Origin of the sequence: Fictibacillus norfolkensis (genome assembly GCF_014836645.1) — a bacterium.
GTDB classification, from domain to species: Bacteria; Bacillota; Bacilli; order Bacillales; family Fictibacillaceae; genus Fictibacillus; species Fictibacillus norfolkensis.
Genome location: NZ_JACSQM010000015.1, coordinates 1 through 14,543, shown reverse-complemented (window position 1 = coordinate 14,543; position 14,543 = coordinate 1). Strand labels below are relative to the sequence as shown.

Sequence of the window (14,543 nt, the reverse complement as noted above, 5' to 3'; positions counted from 1 at the left end):
GAAGCTTCCCAGTTACCTAACGTTTAGCCTACGATCGCTAAAACGTCAGACTCACGAAGAATCAAGAATTCTTTACCTTGGTACTTAACTTCTGTACCTGCGTATTTTGAGAAAATAATCGTGTTGCCTTCAGAAACTTCTAAAGAGATACGCTCGCCGTTATCCGTTACACGACCTGTACCTACAGCAACAACTTTTCCTTCTTGAGGCTTTTCTTTTGCTGAATCTGGCAATACAATGCCGCTTGCAGTTTTTTCCTCACCTTCTACAAGCTCAATAATAATACGGTCACCTAGTGGCTTTAACAAGTGAAACACCCTCCTTAAATAGTTAAAAGATTTCTTATTAGCACTCTTTGTTAGTGAGTGCTAACTCCATTTCTAATAATAAATAAAACTAAAAAATTTTGCAAGTGAGAAATCTAAATATAAATCGAATTACCCTCAAATTCGATATCCTCGCGAGCCCTGCCTATTCTATGTTAAAATGGGTAAGCATATAAAGAGGTATGAAACGTAATTATTTTTAGGGCTGTACGTAAAGGAGAAGGTAATTTGAAGAAAAAATATTGGTGGATCATCTTCATATATATCGTGATGCAATTCTCAGGTTACATTGGGATTCCACTGTTAAATGAACTTGGTGTTCCTAGAAATCAACTTTTTGGAATGTGGGGAACGTTCAGCTTTATCGCGGCTCTTGTTATTATCCTTTACATGCTGATCCCTGAAATGAGAGAACGCCACCGAAACTCTAAGCGCGTCTCAAAAGGCTCTGCTGTTCTATGGTCGATCATCGGTATTTTCATGGCGTACGCCGCTCAAATTATCGCGAGCATGATCGAGATGAAACTTTTTGGCATTCAACCTGGATCGGAAAACACGAAGCAACTTGTTGAGATCGTGAAAAACGTTAAATATTTTATGATTGTAACGGCCATCGTTGGGCCAATACTAGAAGAGATCATCTTCCGAAAGATTATTTTCGGCTCTCTTCATAAACGCTTTAATTTCTTTATCTCTGCTTTGATCAGTTCTTTAATCTTTGCTGCTGTTCATGCGGACTTCACACACTTATTAATCTATACGGCTATGGGCTTCACGTTCGCTTTTCTGTATGTTCGAACGCAACGCCTGATCGTACCGATCGCGGCACACGTTGCCATGAACACGCTCGTTTTGATCGTTCAAGTATTATTTGCCGATAAAATCAAAGAAATGGAACAACAGCTAGAAACAGCGCAATTGATTATTGGAGGACTATTATGAAGACATCACCACTGTTTATGGCATTTTTATATCTAGGGATCGGAGTCGTCTTTACTTACTTAGCCGTTCATTACGCTAGCGAGTACGGCATGACAAGCTTCTGGACGATCATCACGATGGTCGTAGCAACCTTCGATTACGCCAATGCCATCCGCTATTTCGCATTAAACAACCATTTAAAAAGAAAAAAGAAGAAATAATATGGGGAAACTGCTTCTTATTGGAGGCAGTTTTTTTGTTTGTGTTGGATTTTGGTGATGCTTTGTGAGGTTGGCCAGTGGCGGAGGTGGGATTGGACAGATTATTGGCTGAAATGGACAGATTATGTTGGGGATTGGACAGATTATACGGCCAATCGGACAGATTAGTCTTCGAATCCGACAGATTATCATCACCTACACCAAAACGAAGGCTGTTTCAGTACTTTAGGTGGCACCTGAATAGGCCGCAAGCCACCTCTAACGATGCTTACTGTCGGCTTCCACGAAAATACTGTCCACTTTTTGAGTTTTACTGTCCACTTTCGATGAAATACTGTCCACTTCGCCATTTTTACTGTCCACTCCCACTCTCCCATACCGCAGCTTCAATCCAACCACACAAAAAAGAGGATTACCCGCGTGGAGTCATCCTCTTCTTAATCATGATACATAGCTTCTGCCTGGGCTTCTCGTTCTTTTACGAGTGCTTCGACTTCGGCTCTCATTCGTTTTTTATAAGCTGCCTTCGAAATGATGATGCTGATTTCGTATAACAGGATAAGCGGGAACGTAACCATCAAGTGAGACAGCAGCTCTGGCGGTGTAATCAATCCCGCTACTACTAAGATCCCGAAGTAAGCTACTTTTCGTATGCTCTTTAGGAAATCAGGTGTTACGATTCCGAGTCGAGTCAGAAACATGATCAAGACCGGGAACTGGAACAACAGTCCGAACGGCAGTGTGATGTTGAATAGGAATGAAAAGTATTCCTGAATTCCGTATTCTCCTTCTACACTTAGTGCCACGGCGACATTTCCCATAAAGCTGACGACGAACGGAAAAAGAATAAAGTACGAAAATGCGAGTCCCGTTAAGAAGAGCACGAATGCGATCGGGATGTACATGAGCGTTACTTTTCGTTCGTTCTCATAAAGACCTGGGCTGATGAATGCCCAGAGTTGGTACAACACCACTGGTGCGGATAGGACGAGGCCGATGAAGAAGGCAAACGTCATGTACACGTTCAGTGGATCGGTTAGATGAAAAGCGTTCATCTGAATGTTCTTTGCAATTGGATCACTTTGCAGATATACGATCACGGGCTTGGCTAAGAAAAATCCAGCGATCAAGAATACGAAGAAAGCTAGGATCGCCCACATGATGCGCTTTCGTAATTCGCCAATGTGACCGTATAGCGACATATTTTTTTCAGAGGTCATAGACAAACATCCTTACTTCTTCAGTTGTTCGCGTTCCTTTTTGCTGTCATCTTCTTCGTCCATCATGCCTTTTGTTGCATTCTTGAACTCGCGAAGCGTTTTACCTGCTGCCTTTCCTAGCTCAGGCAATTTTTTCGGTCCAAACATAACAAGAGCTGCAAGTCCGATTACCGCGATACTTCCTGGTCCTAACATAACGATTACCTCCTTGTTTTAAGAATAGTTTTTCATAAAATAAACAAGCGATTGCAATTCAACAGCTAAATCGATGTGATGGACACGAATCTTTGGTGAGACGGTCAATCGTGCCGGTGTGAAATTTAAGATGCCTGTTACACCTGCGCGCTCTAACTGATCCGCGATCGGTTGAGCGGCTCCTACTGGAACAGTCAGGATCGCAACATCGATGCCTCGGTTCTTCAGCTCTTGCTCGATGTCTTCTGTGTGATAGATCGGTACTCCGGCAATTTCGTTGCCGATTTTAGCTGTGTCTACATCGAAAGCGACTTCTATTTTTGTATTGTTATTTTTGGTGAAATTGTAATGTAAAAAGGCAGTGCCTAAGTTACCTACTCCGATTAACGCTACGGTTGTCGTTTCATCCTGATTCAACGTTTTTGCGAAGAACGACAGCAGATAATTAACATTGTAGCCATAACCTTTTTTGCCTAATGCGCCAAAGTAAGAAAAATCTCTGCGGATTGTTGCAGAATCTACTTTAACGGCTTCGCTTAATTCAGCAGAAGACACCCTTTGTTTACCGGAAGATGATAAGTTTTTCAAAAAACGATAATACAAGGGCAGCCGTTTTGCTGTTGCGTGTGGTATTTTTAACTGATCTTGGTTCATATTTGGAGCCCTCCAAGTTTAGAAAGCTTATCTATTCCTATTGTATCATATTTTGTCAGGGCTTGAAGAACGTAGAAAGTCCCCATTCTTGCCTCCAGTTTTCGACAGAAGGTATGTAGGTCCGATCACCATTCCCTTATCCGCTGCTTTACACATATCATAGACGGTCAATGCCGCTGCAGAAGCCGCTGTTAACGCCTCCATCTCTACACCGGTGCTGCCTTTCGTTTTCACTTCAACTTGGATGTTAAGTTTATACATGCTGTCCGCTAATTCATCCCATGAAAAAGACAGATCAACGCCTGTCAGTGATAACGGGTGACACATCGGAATCCAGTCAGAGGTTTTTTTGGCAGCCATGATTCCAGCGATTTGCGCGACGGCTAGAACGTCCCCTTTTTTAAATCCGTTTTCTTTGATCTTAAGGAAGACTTCTTCAGAAACCGTTACCCCGCTTACCGCTACGGCTGTTCGGTGAGATGTTTCTTTTTCCGAAATATCAACCATGCGTGCACGGCCTTCTTCGTTAAAATGGGTAAACTCTGTCATATAACCCCTCCTCATGATGAATATACACGAAACCGCTTTTATTGTCGTTAAGATTTTACTTGTAATTATTGCAAAATGTTGAACATTCCCTTTGTTGGCGCGAATCTCCAAACTACGCTAAACTACTAGTTAGACAGGGTTTAAATGTTTATTTAAAGGCTGATTGTATAAATGCATGCTTATGGATGTAGTTGTTCTCCGCTCCAGGCACTTCGCTTTCCGTGGGGCAGGCGGTGAGCCCCTTGCCGCTTTGCGCCATTAAGGGTCTCACCTGACCGCTTGTCCCACAGGAGTCTCGTGCCTTACGCTCCAACCAACTTACAATGAAGCATTTTTCAGCATTGTTCAAAAGCAACACACTTTTGAAATAAGTCTATTAAATAAATAACACCACCCGTTTTCCATAGAGGTGAATTCACAATGATTATTTTACAAGTTCAGGACGTTACGAAGTCGTTTGGCGCTGACGTTATTTTATCGAATATAAAGCTAGAGGTTCAGAAAGGCGAGCGGATCGCGCTTGTTGGGCGTAACGGTGCGGGTAAATCTACGCTGCTTCGCGTGATTACTGGTGAGTATTCCTATGATTCTGGTCATGTCATGATTCCGAAAGACGTGAAGACTGGTTATCTTGCACAGGATGCTGGGCTGGATTCGGATGAATCGATCTGGAATGAGATGCTCTCTGTGTTTGAAGACCTTCGTAAAAAAGAGAAAAAGCTGCGTGAGATGGAAGCGCGCATGGGAGATCCGGAAGTGATTGCGAATGAAGCGGAGTATGAGCGTCTTTTAAAAGACTATGATGCGCTGCAAGTTACGTTTAAAGATGAAGGCGGCTATCAGTATGAAGCAGAGATTCGTACGGTGCTTCATGGTTTTCAGTTTGCCGATTTCGATCGCGATACGAAGATCAACACATTGAGTGGTGGGCAAAAAACGAGACTCGCACTCGCGAAGCTTCTTTTAACAAAACCAGATCTTCTTATTCTCGATGAGCCGACGAACCATTTAGACATCAAAACGCTAACATGGCTCGAGCAATATTTGCAGAGTTATCCTGGCGGCATCTTGATCGTCTCCCATGACCGGTATTTCCTCGATAAGATCGTAACGACGGTTTATGAGGTTTCGAGAAAACGATCGTACCGTTTCACAGGTAACTATTCTAGCTATCTCGAGCAAAAAGCGGAGCGCTTCGCTCAAGAGATGAAAGAGTTTGAGAAGCAGCAAGAGCAGGTTGCGAAGTTAGAAGATTTTATTCAGCGTAACATCGTGCGTGCTTCCACTACGAAACGCGCACAGAGTCGTCGTAAACAGTTAGAGAAGATGGAATTAAAAGAGCGTCCCGCTGGTTCAGAAAAATCTGCTAGCTTTTCTTTTGAGATTGAGAGACAAAGTGGGAACGATGTGCTAAAGCTTGAGAACGTAAGCACGGGGTATGAAGACGGTGAGCCACTATTTAAGAACGTATCAGTAGCGGTAAACCGCCAGGACAGCGTGGCGATCGTTGGACCGAACGGAATCGGAAAATCGACTTTACTAAAAGTGATACGTAAGCAGCTGCCGCTCATATCGGGCGATATACGCTATGGCAGTGGACTTATGATTTCTCACTATGATCAAGAACAAGCAGATCTTCATTCCCGCAAGACTCTACTGAACGAGCTATGGGATGATTATCCGGAAAAAACGGAAAAAGAGATTCGTTCGATTCTCGGACAGTTTCTGTTTAGCGGTGATGATGTACTAAAGCTTGTAACAGAGCTGAGCGGTGGTCAGAAGGCTCGTCTTGCCCTGGCGAAGCTTATGATGGAAAAAGGAAACCTTCTTCTGCTGGACGAGCCGACGAACCATCTGGATCTCGATAGCAAAGAAATCCTTGAACAAGCTTTGATCCACTATCCAGGTACGATTCTTTTCGTATCGCATGACCGTTATTTCATCAACCGTATCGCCACAAAGGTCGTTGAACTTGCACCAACAGGGGTGACCGAGTATCTAGGTGACTACGACTATTACACGGAAAAGAAAAATGAGATGAAAGCACGGGAAGAAATCGCCGCGCGCCAGAAAGCGGAGAACGCGGTTAACACCTCTTCTTCCAACCAAGGAAACGGTGCGAAAAATTCGATCGATAAAGAAGCGAAGAAACTGGACCGTAAAAGACAGCGCCGTATCGAGGAGATTGAGGGTCTGCTTGAAGGACTCGAAACGAAAATCACTTCGGCCGAAGCTGAACTTTGTAAACCTGAAGTCTTTCAAGATTATGAAAAGACGCAAGAATTCCAATCTCAGCTAGATGCTTTGAACGAAGAAATGGAAACGTTGATGGAAGAATGGGAAGAACTTCAGAATGCTTAAGTTGAAAGCTGATATCCTTACTTTATTGTAGGGTTGTCAGCTTTTTTGTTTTGCTGTTACACTTCTCCACACATCATTTCATTTGCTGTGCACGTTTCGACATCACTTACGCACTTCTTCCCCAAGATTACACACAATTCCCTTCATACATTTAAAAAAACACCTAGTGAAAATTTCGAATAATCATTCTTATCCACAGATCAACCTGTGGATTTTGCACTTTTTGACGACTTATCCACTTTATCCACACGAACATGTGTATACATTGTGTGAATTGTGTATAACACAAACCCTTTATTTCAAATGTTTCAAAACCATTGTCCACATTATCCACAAACCTGTGTATAACTTTTCCACAAAAATGAAGAGTTTTATGTCGAATTACGTCGATAACAAAAAAGCTCTTCTCCTCTTAAAAGGAAAAGAGCTTTTTACTTATTGCGCTTCTAAATCTAACCCTGGTACACCGTTTAATGCCATATCTCCGCGCGTTCCTTTTTGGTACGCCACACTTCCTGCAGCTCCGATCATAGCTGCATTATCTGTGCATAAGTGAAGAGGAGGAATGACGAGATCGTACTTCGTTCCCTTAAAACGGTTCTCTAGCATATGACGAAGTCCTTTGTTTGCCGCTACTCCTCCGGCTAAGAGGACTTGTTTTACGTTATATTGCTCTGCGGCACGGTATGTTTTTTCCACAAGTACATCCACAACACTCGCTTGAAAGCTTGCTGCTAAATCTTCAGGCTTGATCACTTCTCCGCGCTGTGTGGCATTATGAACCGTGTTGATAACAGCTGACTTTAAGCCGCTGAAGCTGAAGTCAAGTGAGTTCGGCTCTAGCCAAGCGCGAGGAAGGTCGATGTTCGCTTCTCCCTCTTGTGCCAGCTTATCGATATGAGGACCGCCTGGGTATGGCATGTTAAGCGTTCGCGCCACTTTATCGTACGCTTCCCCTGCTGCGTCATCTCTTGTTTCGCCGATCACTTTGAACGTGCCGTGCTCTTCCATCAGGACAAGCTCTGTATGTCCGCCAGAGACGATAAGAGACAACAGTGGAAATGTCATTTCTTTTACAAGTCGGTTCGCATAGATGTGCCCTGCGATATGATGCACAGGAACGAGCGGGAGACTGTGTGCAAAGGCGAACGCTTTCGCCGCGTTAACTCCTATTAATAGTGCTCCGACGAGTCCTGGTCCTTCTGTTACGGCTACAGCCGTGAGATCTCCTGGCTCTAACCCCGCTTGATTCAGCGCTTCTTCAATCACGACCGTAATTTCTTCAACATGATGGCGTGACGCCACTTCAGGCACAACGCCGCCAAATCGCTTATGACTCTCGATCTGTGACGCGACAACGTTTGCCAACAGCTCTGTACCGTTCTTCACAATCGCTACTGCTGTCTCATCACAGCTTGTTTCTATCGCTAATATCAATTCATCTTTTATCATAATTCCACCCACATAACTAAAGCATCTTCACCATTATCGCTATAATAGTTTTTCCGGATACCGCCTGCTTCAAATCCTAGTTTTTTATATAAATTCTGTGCAACATGATTACTTACGCGTGCCTCTAGCGTCATCGATACAGCGCCATGCATCTTCGCGAGCTTAATCGCTTCTCTCATGAGCATCTCCCCTAGCTTTCTTCCTCTATATGAAGGAAGAATCGCGATGTTCGTAACATGTGCCTCGTCCATAACGAGCCATATGCCGCAATAACCGACCGGCTGAAAGGAGTCTTCGATGACGAGGTAATGAGCGAATTGGTTCTCAACTATCTCTCTATAAAAAGCTTCTCGGGACCATGGAACTGCAAATGAGGCTTGCTCGATCCCAAGGATATCATCTATATCGCTTACTTTTGCAAGTCTGAATGTATAAGGCTCTCCCATCAGATCCACCCTACTTCCCTTGTGACTTCAGCCAGTTCACTTCTGCTTCTGCCAACTGAAGATAGCTTGGTGTAAACGAATGGATATCAACCGGTTCGCTTGTCATACCGATACGTCCAAGTTCGCTTGGTCGAGGATTATGATCAGATACTTGTCCAAAAACAGCTTGGTCGCCCAACATGTTCTGAATCGTTTCTTGGTGCAGGGGCAGATCGCTGCCTACAAATAATATCTTTTTATCTAGCGTTTGAAGCTTTTCCAACCAATCTTTTAATAAGATGATTTGGTCTTCCCAAAGATTTTGAAACTCTCCTGAATCATTTCTTCCGTAAAGCCCCGTAAACAGCTGTGTCCGGCGCGCATCGAACAACGGAACGGTATAGCCCTCAAAGTATTTACCGCTCTGAGCAAGTACTTCTAAGCTCGAGATCCCAACGAGTTCTTTTTTAAGCGTCCACGCAAGTGTCTTTGCGATCGTTACACCGATTCTGACACCTGTGTATGATCCTGGGCCTTTCGCAACCACGATGCGATCGAGTTCTGCAGGCTTTACCCCAGTCTCTTTTAGTACTTCTTCAATCGCAGGCATCACTCGTATCGAATGATTCTTTTTTAAGTTTGTAATATACTCACCGAGCACTTTTCCTTCATCCAATACTGAGATCCCCATCACAAGATTGGATGTATCTATTGCAAGAACTTTCATTACATAATCTCCTTAACGCGTTCTTCGTATCTGCTTCCGATAGGTTTTAATTGTATCTCACGCTCGTCGTCCCCTTTATGTGAGATAACGAGTTCAAGTCTTTCTTCTGGTAAATAGTCTTCTATAAATACGGCCCACTCGACCACACAGACGCCATCACCTGAAAAGTACTCTTCAAATCCTAGATCTTCATCAGAATTTTCTAACCGGTACACATCCATATGATAAAGCGGTAATCGGCCACTATATTCTTTAATGATGGTAAAAGTAGGAGAGTTCACTGTACGGGTAACTCCGAGTCCTTTTGCAAGCCCTTTTGTAAAAGTCGTCTTTCCAGCTCCAAGATCTCCAGCCAGTGTGAGTACATCTCCTTTTTGAAGAATAGAGCCCAGCTTTTCGGCAAAAGACATCGTTTCTTCCGCTGACTTTGTTTCGTATTGATAAGTACTCATGACTTCCCCTTACCTTTCCCTAAAATGATTAAATCCTTTTTTCGTGAGAAGTTCAGGCTTCTCACCCTGTTTATGAAGATAGACCTCAGCCTTACCAGCTTCTCCAACTTTTCCGATTTCATAAAGCGGCAACCTATGTTCTTTGAATGTATCTGACAGCACCTTAAAGTCTTCTTCTGACGCCGTCCCTACCAGTACATAGTCTTCTCCACCAAACAACTGATGGTTGAGCACGTCAGCCTCTGGTAAATCTCTTAAGGACTCACTAACAGGCAGGCGGTTTCTTTCTATATGAATAGAAACGGTACTCGCTTCAGCGATTTCATTCAATTCGCTCGCCACTCCGTCACTGACATCGTTTAAAGAAATCCGAAAACCGCTACCTGCGAGAATTCTTCCTTGCTGGATATGAGGAATGGGCATCTGATGCTCTTTTGTCCATTTTTCTTCGTTTGAAGTAAATTCAGCATGTCTTTTTTTTTCAAGCAAAATGTTGAGCCCTGCCGCTGATTCTCCCGTTGTTCCTGTTAAAAATACGGAGTCTCCAGGTCTCGCGTTACTTCTTAATAAAGATCTGCCTTTTTCTACTTTTCCAATAACCGTCACCGATAATACTAACGGCCCTTTTGTAGAAACGGTATCGCCGCCCATAAGATCCATTTTGTATTTCTCCGCAAGATCTCCCATGCCTCGATAGATCTCTTGCAGCTCATCCTCCGACCATTCAGGTGGAATCGCAATCGAGACGAGATAGAACTGCGGAATACCACCCATAGCCGCAATATCACTTACATTCACAGCAAGTGCTTTAAAGCCTGTTTGATAAGGAGATAAAGTATCCTTCGTAAAATGAACGCCTTCTACCATGGTGTCCACACAAACGATTTGATCCATCTCTTCGTTCACCGACCAAAGAGCAGCGTCATCACCAATGCCTTGAACCACTTCTTGTTGAAAAAAATGCCGAGGCGTGATGCTGTTAATCCATTCAAATTCATCTTTAATCATGGATGTGCTCCTCTCTGGAGTTTACTTTACTAAGTTTTATTAAATAGCTTTACAAGACTTCAATGATTAAGTTGATTGGAGCGGAAGGTGCGAGACTCTTGGCTAGGACGAGCGGTCAGGTGAGACCCTTAAGGGCGCAAAGCGGCAAGGGGCTCACCGGTCGCCCCGCGGAAAGCGAAGCACCTGGAGCGGAAATCAACAGCATAAAAAAACAACTAAGAATATACTTAAAGAACATTCAAATTATAAAAAAGCCTTAGGATTATAATAAAACTCCTAAGGTGACAGTTGTATATTAGTTTAACTTACTTTTAGACATAAAAAAACACGAAACCTTGTTTCGTTTTTAAAAGTGGCGGACCCGACCGGGGTCGAACCGGCGATCTCCTGCGTGACAGGCAGGCATGTTAACCACTACACCACGGGTCCAGCTTGTATGTAATTGATGTAGTTCATGAAATTTAATTGGTTGCACCCATTGGGCACTTCCGATATTTCATGGCTAGACGTTTACTCGACGTAGTTCATGAAATTTAATTGGTTGCGGGGACAGGATTTGAACCTGCGACCTTCGGGTTATGAGCCCGACGAGCTACCAGACTGCTCCACCCCGCGACGTTATAAAATGTTGTTTTTTCTGGTTTAGATAACAACTTGTTTCGGACATTTATTAATATATCACGTTTATTAGTATGATGCAAGTGTTTTAAAAATATTAGGCACAAGAAATTTTATTTATTTCCTGTGCCCTCTATTTTATGCTGCTTTATCGTTATTCTCAGGGCGTTTGTTGAACCCTTTTAAATAGTAGATCGCTGTTAATAAGATCAACCAACAAGGCCCTACGATCAAGGCGATACGTGTATCTGGGAAGTATGCCATAAGACCAACAACAAAGATTAGAATAGCTAATGCGATATATGAACCGTACGGGAAGAACGGAACTTTAAATTTCAACGTTTTCTTTTCTTCTTCACTTAAACTTCTACGGAACTTAAGCTGTGACAGAAGAATAATCGACCATGTCCAGATCGCTCCGAATGTTGAGATACTTGTTACCCATACGAAAACTTTTTCAGGAACAAGATAATTTAACACGACTCCAATAAGAAGTGCTCCAGCTGAAACTAATACAGCTACAGAAGGGACACCCGTCTTACTTACTTTATGAAGCTTTGCCGGTGCTTGTTTTTGTTCAGCCAGGTTGAAAAGCATACGTCCTGTACTGAAAATTCCACTGTTACAGCTTGATAATGCAGCAGTTAGAACGACAAAGTTAATGATACCAGCAGCTTGTCCGATACCGATTTTTTCAAATGTAAGAACGAACGGACTTCCTTGCGTTCCGATCTGATCCCACGGATAGATGGACATGATAACGAATAATGCCCCTACGTAGAAAATCAGGATACGCCAGAATACAGAGTTTACAGCTCTTGCTAAAGATTTTTCAGGATTCTTAACCTCACCTGCTGTAACACCGATCATTTCAATTCCTAAGAATGCAAACATAACCATCTGCATAGACATGAGGATTCCTTGTATGCCGTTTGGTGCGAAACCGCCATTTTCCCAAAGGTTACTGATTCCTGTTGCCACTCCACCGTTACCAAAACCAAATAGTATCATGCCTAACCCAGTTATAATCATTAATACGATAGCAACGATCTTGATAAGGGCAAACCAGAATTCAAACTCTCCATACGCTTTGATCGCAAGCAAGTTGATGCTCGCCATGATCACAAGTGCAGATAGTGCCCAAATCCAAACAGGTACATCTGGGTACCACATCTTCATATAAATACCTACAGCTGTTATCTCAGCCATACATGTTACGATCCATAAGAACCAATAGTTCCAGCCTGTTAAATAACCGGCTAGTGGCCCAATATAGTTTTTAGCATATCGGCTGAAAGATCCGGCAACAGGTTGATGAATCGCCATCTCACCTAACGCTCTCATAATGATGAACATTACAGATCCGCCTAATGCATATGCTAATAAAATGGCTGGCCCCGCCATTTCAATTGCTGAAGCTGACCCTAAAAATAAGCCCACTCCAATAGCGGCCCCGAGTGACATAAGTGTGATATGTCGTTCTTCGAGCCCACGATGTAATTCTTGTTTTGGCTTCATTTTTATGCCTCCCTTGATGTATATGATGAAGCGCTTTCACTCAGGTATCATAACACATTTCGACAAAAAGAAACAATTTCGTTTTTATTACATTAAAAAGCCTAAAAGCCCTATTGTAACAGGGCTTTTTTAGCAGCTTCTTTAAAAACAGCAACGATATCCTCAATATTTTCAATACCCACGGATATTCGGATTACATTCTTATTGATCCCCAATTTTTCACATGTTTCTGCTGGTAATGAACGGTGTGAAGTTCCGAGTGGATATGAGACCGTCGTCTCTACACCGGCAAGTGTTGGAACGATATGAACCCAATCCAATGATTTAAAGAATGTATGCACGTTGCTATTCTCGTCGAGTTCTATGGTAACAATTGATGAATTTCCGTTTTCACTTACGTATTCTGGATAGTATACGGTTTTAATTCCATCAGTCTGTTTAAGCTGGTTCGCTAATTCAGTGGCGTTAGATATGTGACGCTCCATACGTACGCTTAACGTCTTTAATCCTCTGGATGCTAACCACGCATCAAACGGTCCTAAATTACAGCCAAGGTGAATCATTTTCGCTTGAGCTTTTGCGATTAATTCCTCTTTCCCTACTACTACTCCTGCTGTCACGTCGCTATGGCCATTTAAATATTTCGTCGCACTATGAACAACTAGATCAACACCTTTTGTGTACGGTTGAAGTACATATGGTGTGGCGAATGTATTATCGATCATCGTCGTAAGATTATGTTCTTTTGCTAGGGAAACAAGGCCCTCTAGATTCTCTACACGCAATAAAGGATTCGTAATGGATTCTGAATAAATGAGCTTTGTGTTGTTACGGATGTTTCGTTTAACCTCATCTAGGTCCTTGAATGAAACGAACGTGGTTTCGATTCCAAAGCTTTTGAGGTCATCAGAAAGAAGCTGATAGGTGCCGCCATACAGATCATCGCAAGCTAGTATATGATCACCGACTTGTGCAACTGCTAAGATACCAACTAGAATGGCTGACATACCGGATGATGTCACAACACCCGCAGGAGCTTGTTCAAGATTTGCCACACCACTCGCAAAATCGTTCTGGTTGGGGTTGTTCATACGTGTATACAAATAGTCGTTCTTTCCTCTAAAATAATCCTCTAAGTCATCTAAATCTTTAAAAGAAAAAGCTGACGTCTGATAGATCGGATTAATCTTACTTACTGACTTCACACTTTTATGACCACTTGCATGCACACTGGATGTATCGAAATGAACATTTTTCATGTTATATGGCCTCCCCATTGTTTTTTTATCTTTTAGTTTAGCATAAAAATGGTTGGAGATATGGGGTTGAGGTTTGTTTGTTTTTTGGTGGGAGTTATTTTGATGGAGTCTGTGTTATTTGTGCATTAACTAGCTGCTGTCTTTGATGAAAATCGGATAAAAATTTTTATCTACGGAATTATGATAGAGTTTTACGGATATATTCAGGATTACCTCGTATAAAAAGAGGATTACCTCGTAATTGTGTGGGGTTAGGTTGATGGAGAGAGCTGATTAGTGGTTTTGAAGGGGAGAACAGGGGTGGTTATGTGGGTATTTTGGCTTGGATGATGGTTGAAGGAGCTGCTTGAGGGACTTTTGAGATGAAATTTGAAGCTTTCGCTGAAGAATATCGCGTTGTGGAAGATGGCTCCAGCCATCTTCTTCCTATTTTGAGGGTTTTGAGAGGGGTTTCGTAGTTGAAACTGATCTTCGAAGCATACGGAGTGGGGTATCTACGTGGTCTAAATAAGTCTGAATGCACTTAAATTAAGTCGAAATGCGAGCGAATTAAGTCGGAGTGAACCTCCATTAAGTCTAAAATCAAAAATAAAGGCCGTTCGCTAAATCTCGACAACCGCTCCCTGCCCGATCCAAG

16 protein-coding genes and 2 tRNA genes are annotated in these 14,543 nt (G+C 42.7%); 4 read left to right on the top strand and 14 right to left on the bottom strand.

Annotated elements, in window-relative coordinates:
• Positions 1-23: 23 nt before the first annotated feature.
• Positions 24-308 carry a co-chaperone GroES gene (gene groES / locus H9648_RS19560; protein WP_137792218.1) on the bottom strand — a complete coding sequence of 95 codons (285 nt, stop codon included), beginning with the start codon at positions 306-308 and terminating at the stop codon, positions 24-26.
• 246 nt (positions 309-554) lie between these two features.
• On the opposite strand from groES, the gene H9648_RS19555 reads away from it, so the two are divergent.
• Genes H9648_RS19555 through H9648_RS20935 form a run of 3 tightly spaced genes read left to right on the top strand, consistent with a single transcriptional unit; the run spans position 555 to position 1,636 of the window.
• Positions 555-1,268, top strand: coding sequence for a CPBP family intramembrane glutamic endopeptidase (locus H9648_RS19555; RefSeq protein ID WP_191755389.1), 714 nt, complete (start codon positions 555-557; stop codon positions 1,266-1,268).
• A complete protein-coding gene (locus H9648_RS19550; protein WP_137792220.1) occupies positions 1,265-1,468 on the top strand; it encodes a YdiK family protein in 204 nt (67 codons plus the stop codon). The genes H9648_RS19555 and H9648_RS19550 overlap by 4 nt, the downstream gene beginning before the upstream one ends.
• A 39-nt stretch (positions 1,469-1,507) precedes the next feature.
• Positions 1,508-1,636, top strand: a complete 129-nt coding sequence (locus H9648_RS20935; RefSeq protein ID WP_263600350.1) for a hypothetical protein — start codon at positions 1,508-1,510, stop codon at positions 1,634-1,636.
• Between the two features lie 269 nt (positions 1,637-1,905).
• On the opposite strand, the gene tatC is transcribed toward H9648_RS20935, so the two are convergent.
• Genes tatC through moaC form a run of 4 tightly spaced genes read right to left on the bottom strand, consistent with a single transcriptional unit; the run spans position 1,906 to position 4,086 of the window.
• On the bottom strand, positions 1,906-2,688 hold the full coding sequence (gene tatC / locus H9648_RS19545; RefSeq protein WP_191755388.1) for a twin-arginine translocase subunit TatC: 783 nt from the start codon (positions 2,686-2,688) through the stop codon (positions 1,906-1,908).
• 12 nt (positions 2,689-2,700) lie between these two features.
• Positions 2,701-2,883: a twin-arginine translocase TatA/TatE family subunit gene (locus tag H9648_RS19540; RefSeq protein WP_191755387.1), complete on the bottom strand. Its 183-nt coding sequence runs from the start codon at positions 2,881-2,883 to the stop codon at positions 2,701-2,703.
• An 18-nt stretch (positions 2,884-2,901) separates the two neighbouring features.
• Complete coding sequence (locus tag H9648_RS19535; protein ID WP_191755386.1) at positions 2,902-3,537, bottom strand: redox-sensing transcriptional repressor Rex; 636 nt, start codon at positions 3,535-3,537, stop codon at positions 2,902-2,904.
• Positions 3,538-3,582: 45 nt separating this feature from the next.
• Positions 3,583-4,086 carry a cyclic pyranopterin monophosphate synthase MoaC gene (gene moaC, locus H9648_RS19530; protein WP_191755385.1) on the bottom strand — a complete coding sequence of 168 codons (504 nt, stop codon included), beginning with the start codon at positions 4,084-4,086 and terminating at the stop codon, positions 3,583-3,585.
• 420 nt (positions 4,087-4,506) lie between these two features.
• Between moaC and H9648_RS19525 the strand changes: the two genes are divergently transcribed.
• Positions 4,507-6,447, top strand: a complete 1,941-nt coding sequence (locus H9648_RS19525) for an ABC-F family ATP-binding cassette domain-containing protein (protein ID WP_191755384.1) — start codon at positions 4,507-4,509, stop codon at positions 6,445-6,447.
• A gap of 435 nt (positions 6,448-6,882) precedes the next feature.
• Here the strand turns inward: H9648_RS19525 and tsaD are convergent, their stop codons facing one another.
• From tsaD to H9648_RS19480, 9 genes are all read right to left on the bottom strand, one after another.
• Complete coding sequence (gene tsaD, locus H9648_RS19520) at positions 6,883-7,899, bottom strand: tRNA (adenosine(37)-N6)-threonylcarbamoyltransferase complex transferase subunit TsaD (protein ID WP_191755383.1); 1,017 nt, start codon at positions 7,897-7,899, stop codon at positions 6,883-6,885.
• Positions 7,896-8,345 (bottom strand): ribosomal protein S18-alanine N-acetyltransferase, encoded by a 450-nt coding sequence (gene rimI, locus H9648_RS19515; protein WP_066399684.1) that lies wholly within the window; start codon positions 8,343-8,345, stop codon positions 7,896-7,898. The genes tsaD and rimI overlap by 4 nt, the downstream gene beginning before the upstream one ends.
• A 10-nt stretch (positions 8,346-8,355) precedes the next feature.
• Complete coding sequence (gene tsaB, locus H9648_RS19510; protein ID WP_191755382.1) at positions 8,356-9,051, bottom strand: tRNA (adenosine(37)-N6)-threonylcarbamoyltransferase complex dimerization subunit type 1 TsaB; 696 nt, start codon at positions 9,049-9,051, stop codon at positions 8,356-8,358.
• On the bottom strand, positions 9,051-9,503 hold the full coding sequence (tsaE, locus tag H9648_RS19505) for a tRNA (adenosine(37)-N6)-threonylcarbamoyltransferase complex ATPase subunit type 1 TsaE (RefSeq protein ID WP_191755381.1): 453 nt from the start codon (positions 9,501-9,503) through the stop codon (positions 9,051-9,053). Before tsaE ends, tsaB begins: the two co-directional genes overlap by 1 nt.
• Positions 9,504-9,512: 9 nt before the next feature.
• Positions 9,513-10,511, bottom strand: coding sequence for a thiamine-phosphate kinase (gene thiL / locus H9648_RS19500; protein ID WP_225219017.1), 999 nt, complete (start codon positions 10,509-10,511; stop codon positions 9,513-9,515).
• Positions 10,512-10,864: 353 nt separating this feature from the next.
• Positions 10,865-10,940 (bottom strand) — tRNA-Asp (locus tag H9648_RS19495).
• A 109-nt stretch (positions 10,941-11,049) separates the two neighbouring features.
• Positions 11,050-11,126, bottom strand: a tRNA-Met gene (locus tag H9648_RS19490).
• Between the two features lie 141 nt (positions 11,127-11,267).
• Positions 11,268-12,647, bottom strand: a complete 1,380-nt coding sequence (locus H9648_RS19485; RefSeq protein ID WP_191755380.1) for an amino acid permease — start codon at positions 12,645-12,647, stop codon at positions 11,268-11,270.
• Between the two features lie 110 nt (positions 12,648-12,757).
• Positions 12,758-13,906: a trans-sulfuration enzyme family protein gene (locus H9648_RS19480; RefSeq protein ID WP_191755379.1), complete on the bottom strand. Its 1,149-nt coding sequence runs from the start codon at positions 13,904-13,906 to the stop codon at positions 12,758-12,760.
• Between the last annotated feature and the right edge of the window lie 637 nt (positions 13,907-14,543).

Bases quoted from the DNA above. Each gene is read 5' to 3' on its own strand.
- thiL (WP_225219017.1), bottom strand. From the start codon at position 10,511: ATGATTAAAGATGAATTTGAATGGATTAACAGCATCACGCCTCGGCAT.
- tatC (WP_191755388.1), bottom strand. From the start codon at position 2,688: ATGACCTCTGAAAAAAATATGTCGCTATACGGTCACATTGGCGAATTA.
- H9648_RS19480 (WP_191755379.1), bottom strand. From the start codon at position 13,906: ATGAAAAATGTTCATTTCGATACATCCAGTGTGCATGCAAGTGGTCAT.
- tsaB (WP_191755382.1), bottom strand. From the start codon at position 9,051: ATGAAAGTTCTTGCAATAGATACATCCAATCTTGTGATGGGGATCTCA.
- tsaE (WP_191755381.1), bottom strand. From the start codon at position 9,503: ATGAGTACTTATCAATACGAAACAAAGTCAGCGGAAGAAACGATGTCT.
- H9648_RS19540 (WP_191755387.1), bottom strand. From the start codon at position 2,883: ATGTTAGGACCAGGAAGTATCGCGGTAATCGGACTTGCAGCTCTTGTT.
- tsaD (WP_191755383.1), bottom strand. From the start codon at position 7,899: ATGATAAAAGATGAATTGATATTAGCGATAGAAACAAGCTGTGATGAG.
- rimI (WP_066399684.1), bottom strand. From the start codon at position 8,345: ATGGGAGAGCCTTATACATTCAGACTTGCAAAAGTAAGCGATATAGAT.
- H9648_RS19535 (WP_191755386.1), bottom strand. From the start codon at position 3,537: ATGAACCAAGATCAGTTAAAAATACCACACGCAACAGCAAAACGGCTG.
- moaC (WP_191755385.1), bottom strand. From the start codon at position 4,086: ATGACAGAGTTTACCCATTTTAACGAAGAAGGCCGTGCACGCATGGTT.
- H9648_RS19550 (WP_137792220.1), top strand. From the start codon at position 1,265: ATGAAGACATCACCACTGTTTATGGCATTTTTATATCTAGGGATCGGA.
- H9648_RS19525 (WP_191755384.1), top strand. From the start codon at position 4,507: ATGATTATTTTACAAGTTCAGGACGTTACGAAGTCGTTTGGCGCTGAC.
- H9648_RS19485 (WP_191755380.1), bottom strand. From the start codon at position 12,647: ATGAAGCCAAAACAAGAATTACATCGTGGGCTCGAAGAACGACATATC.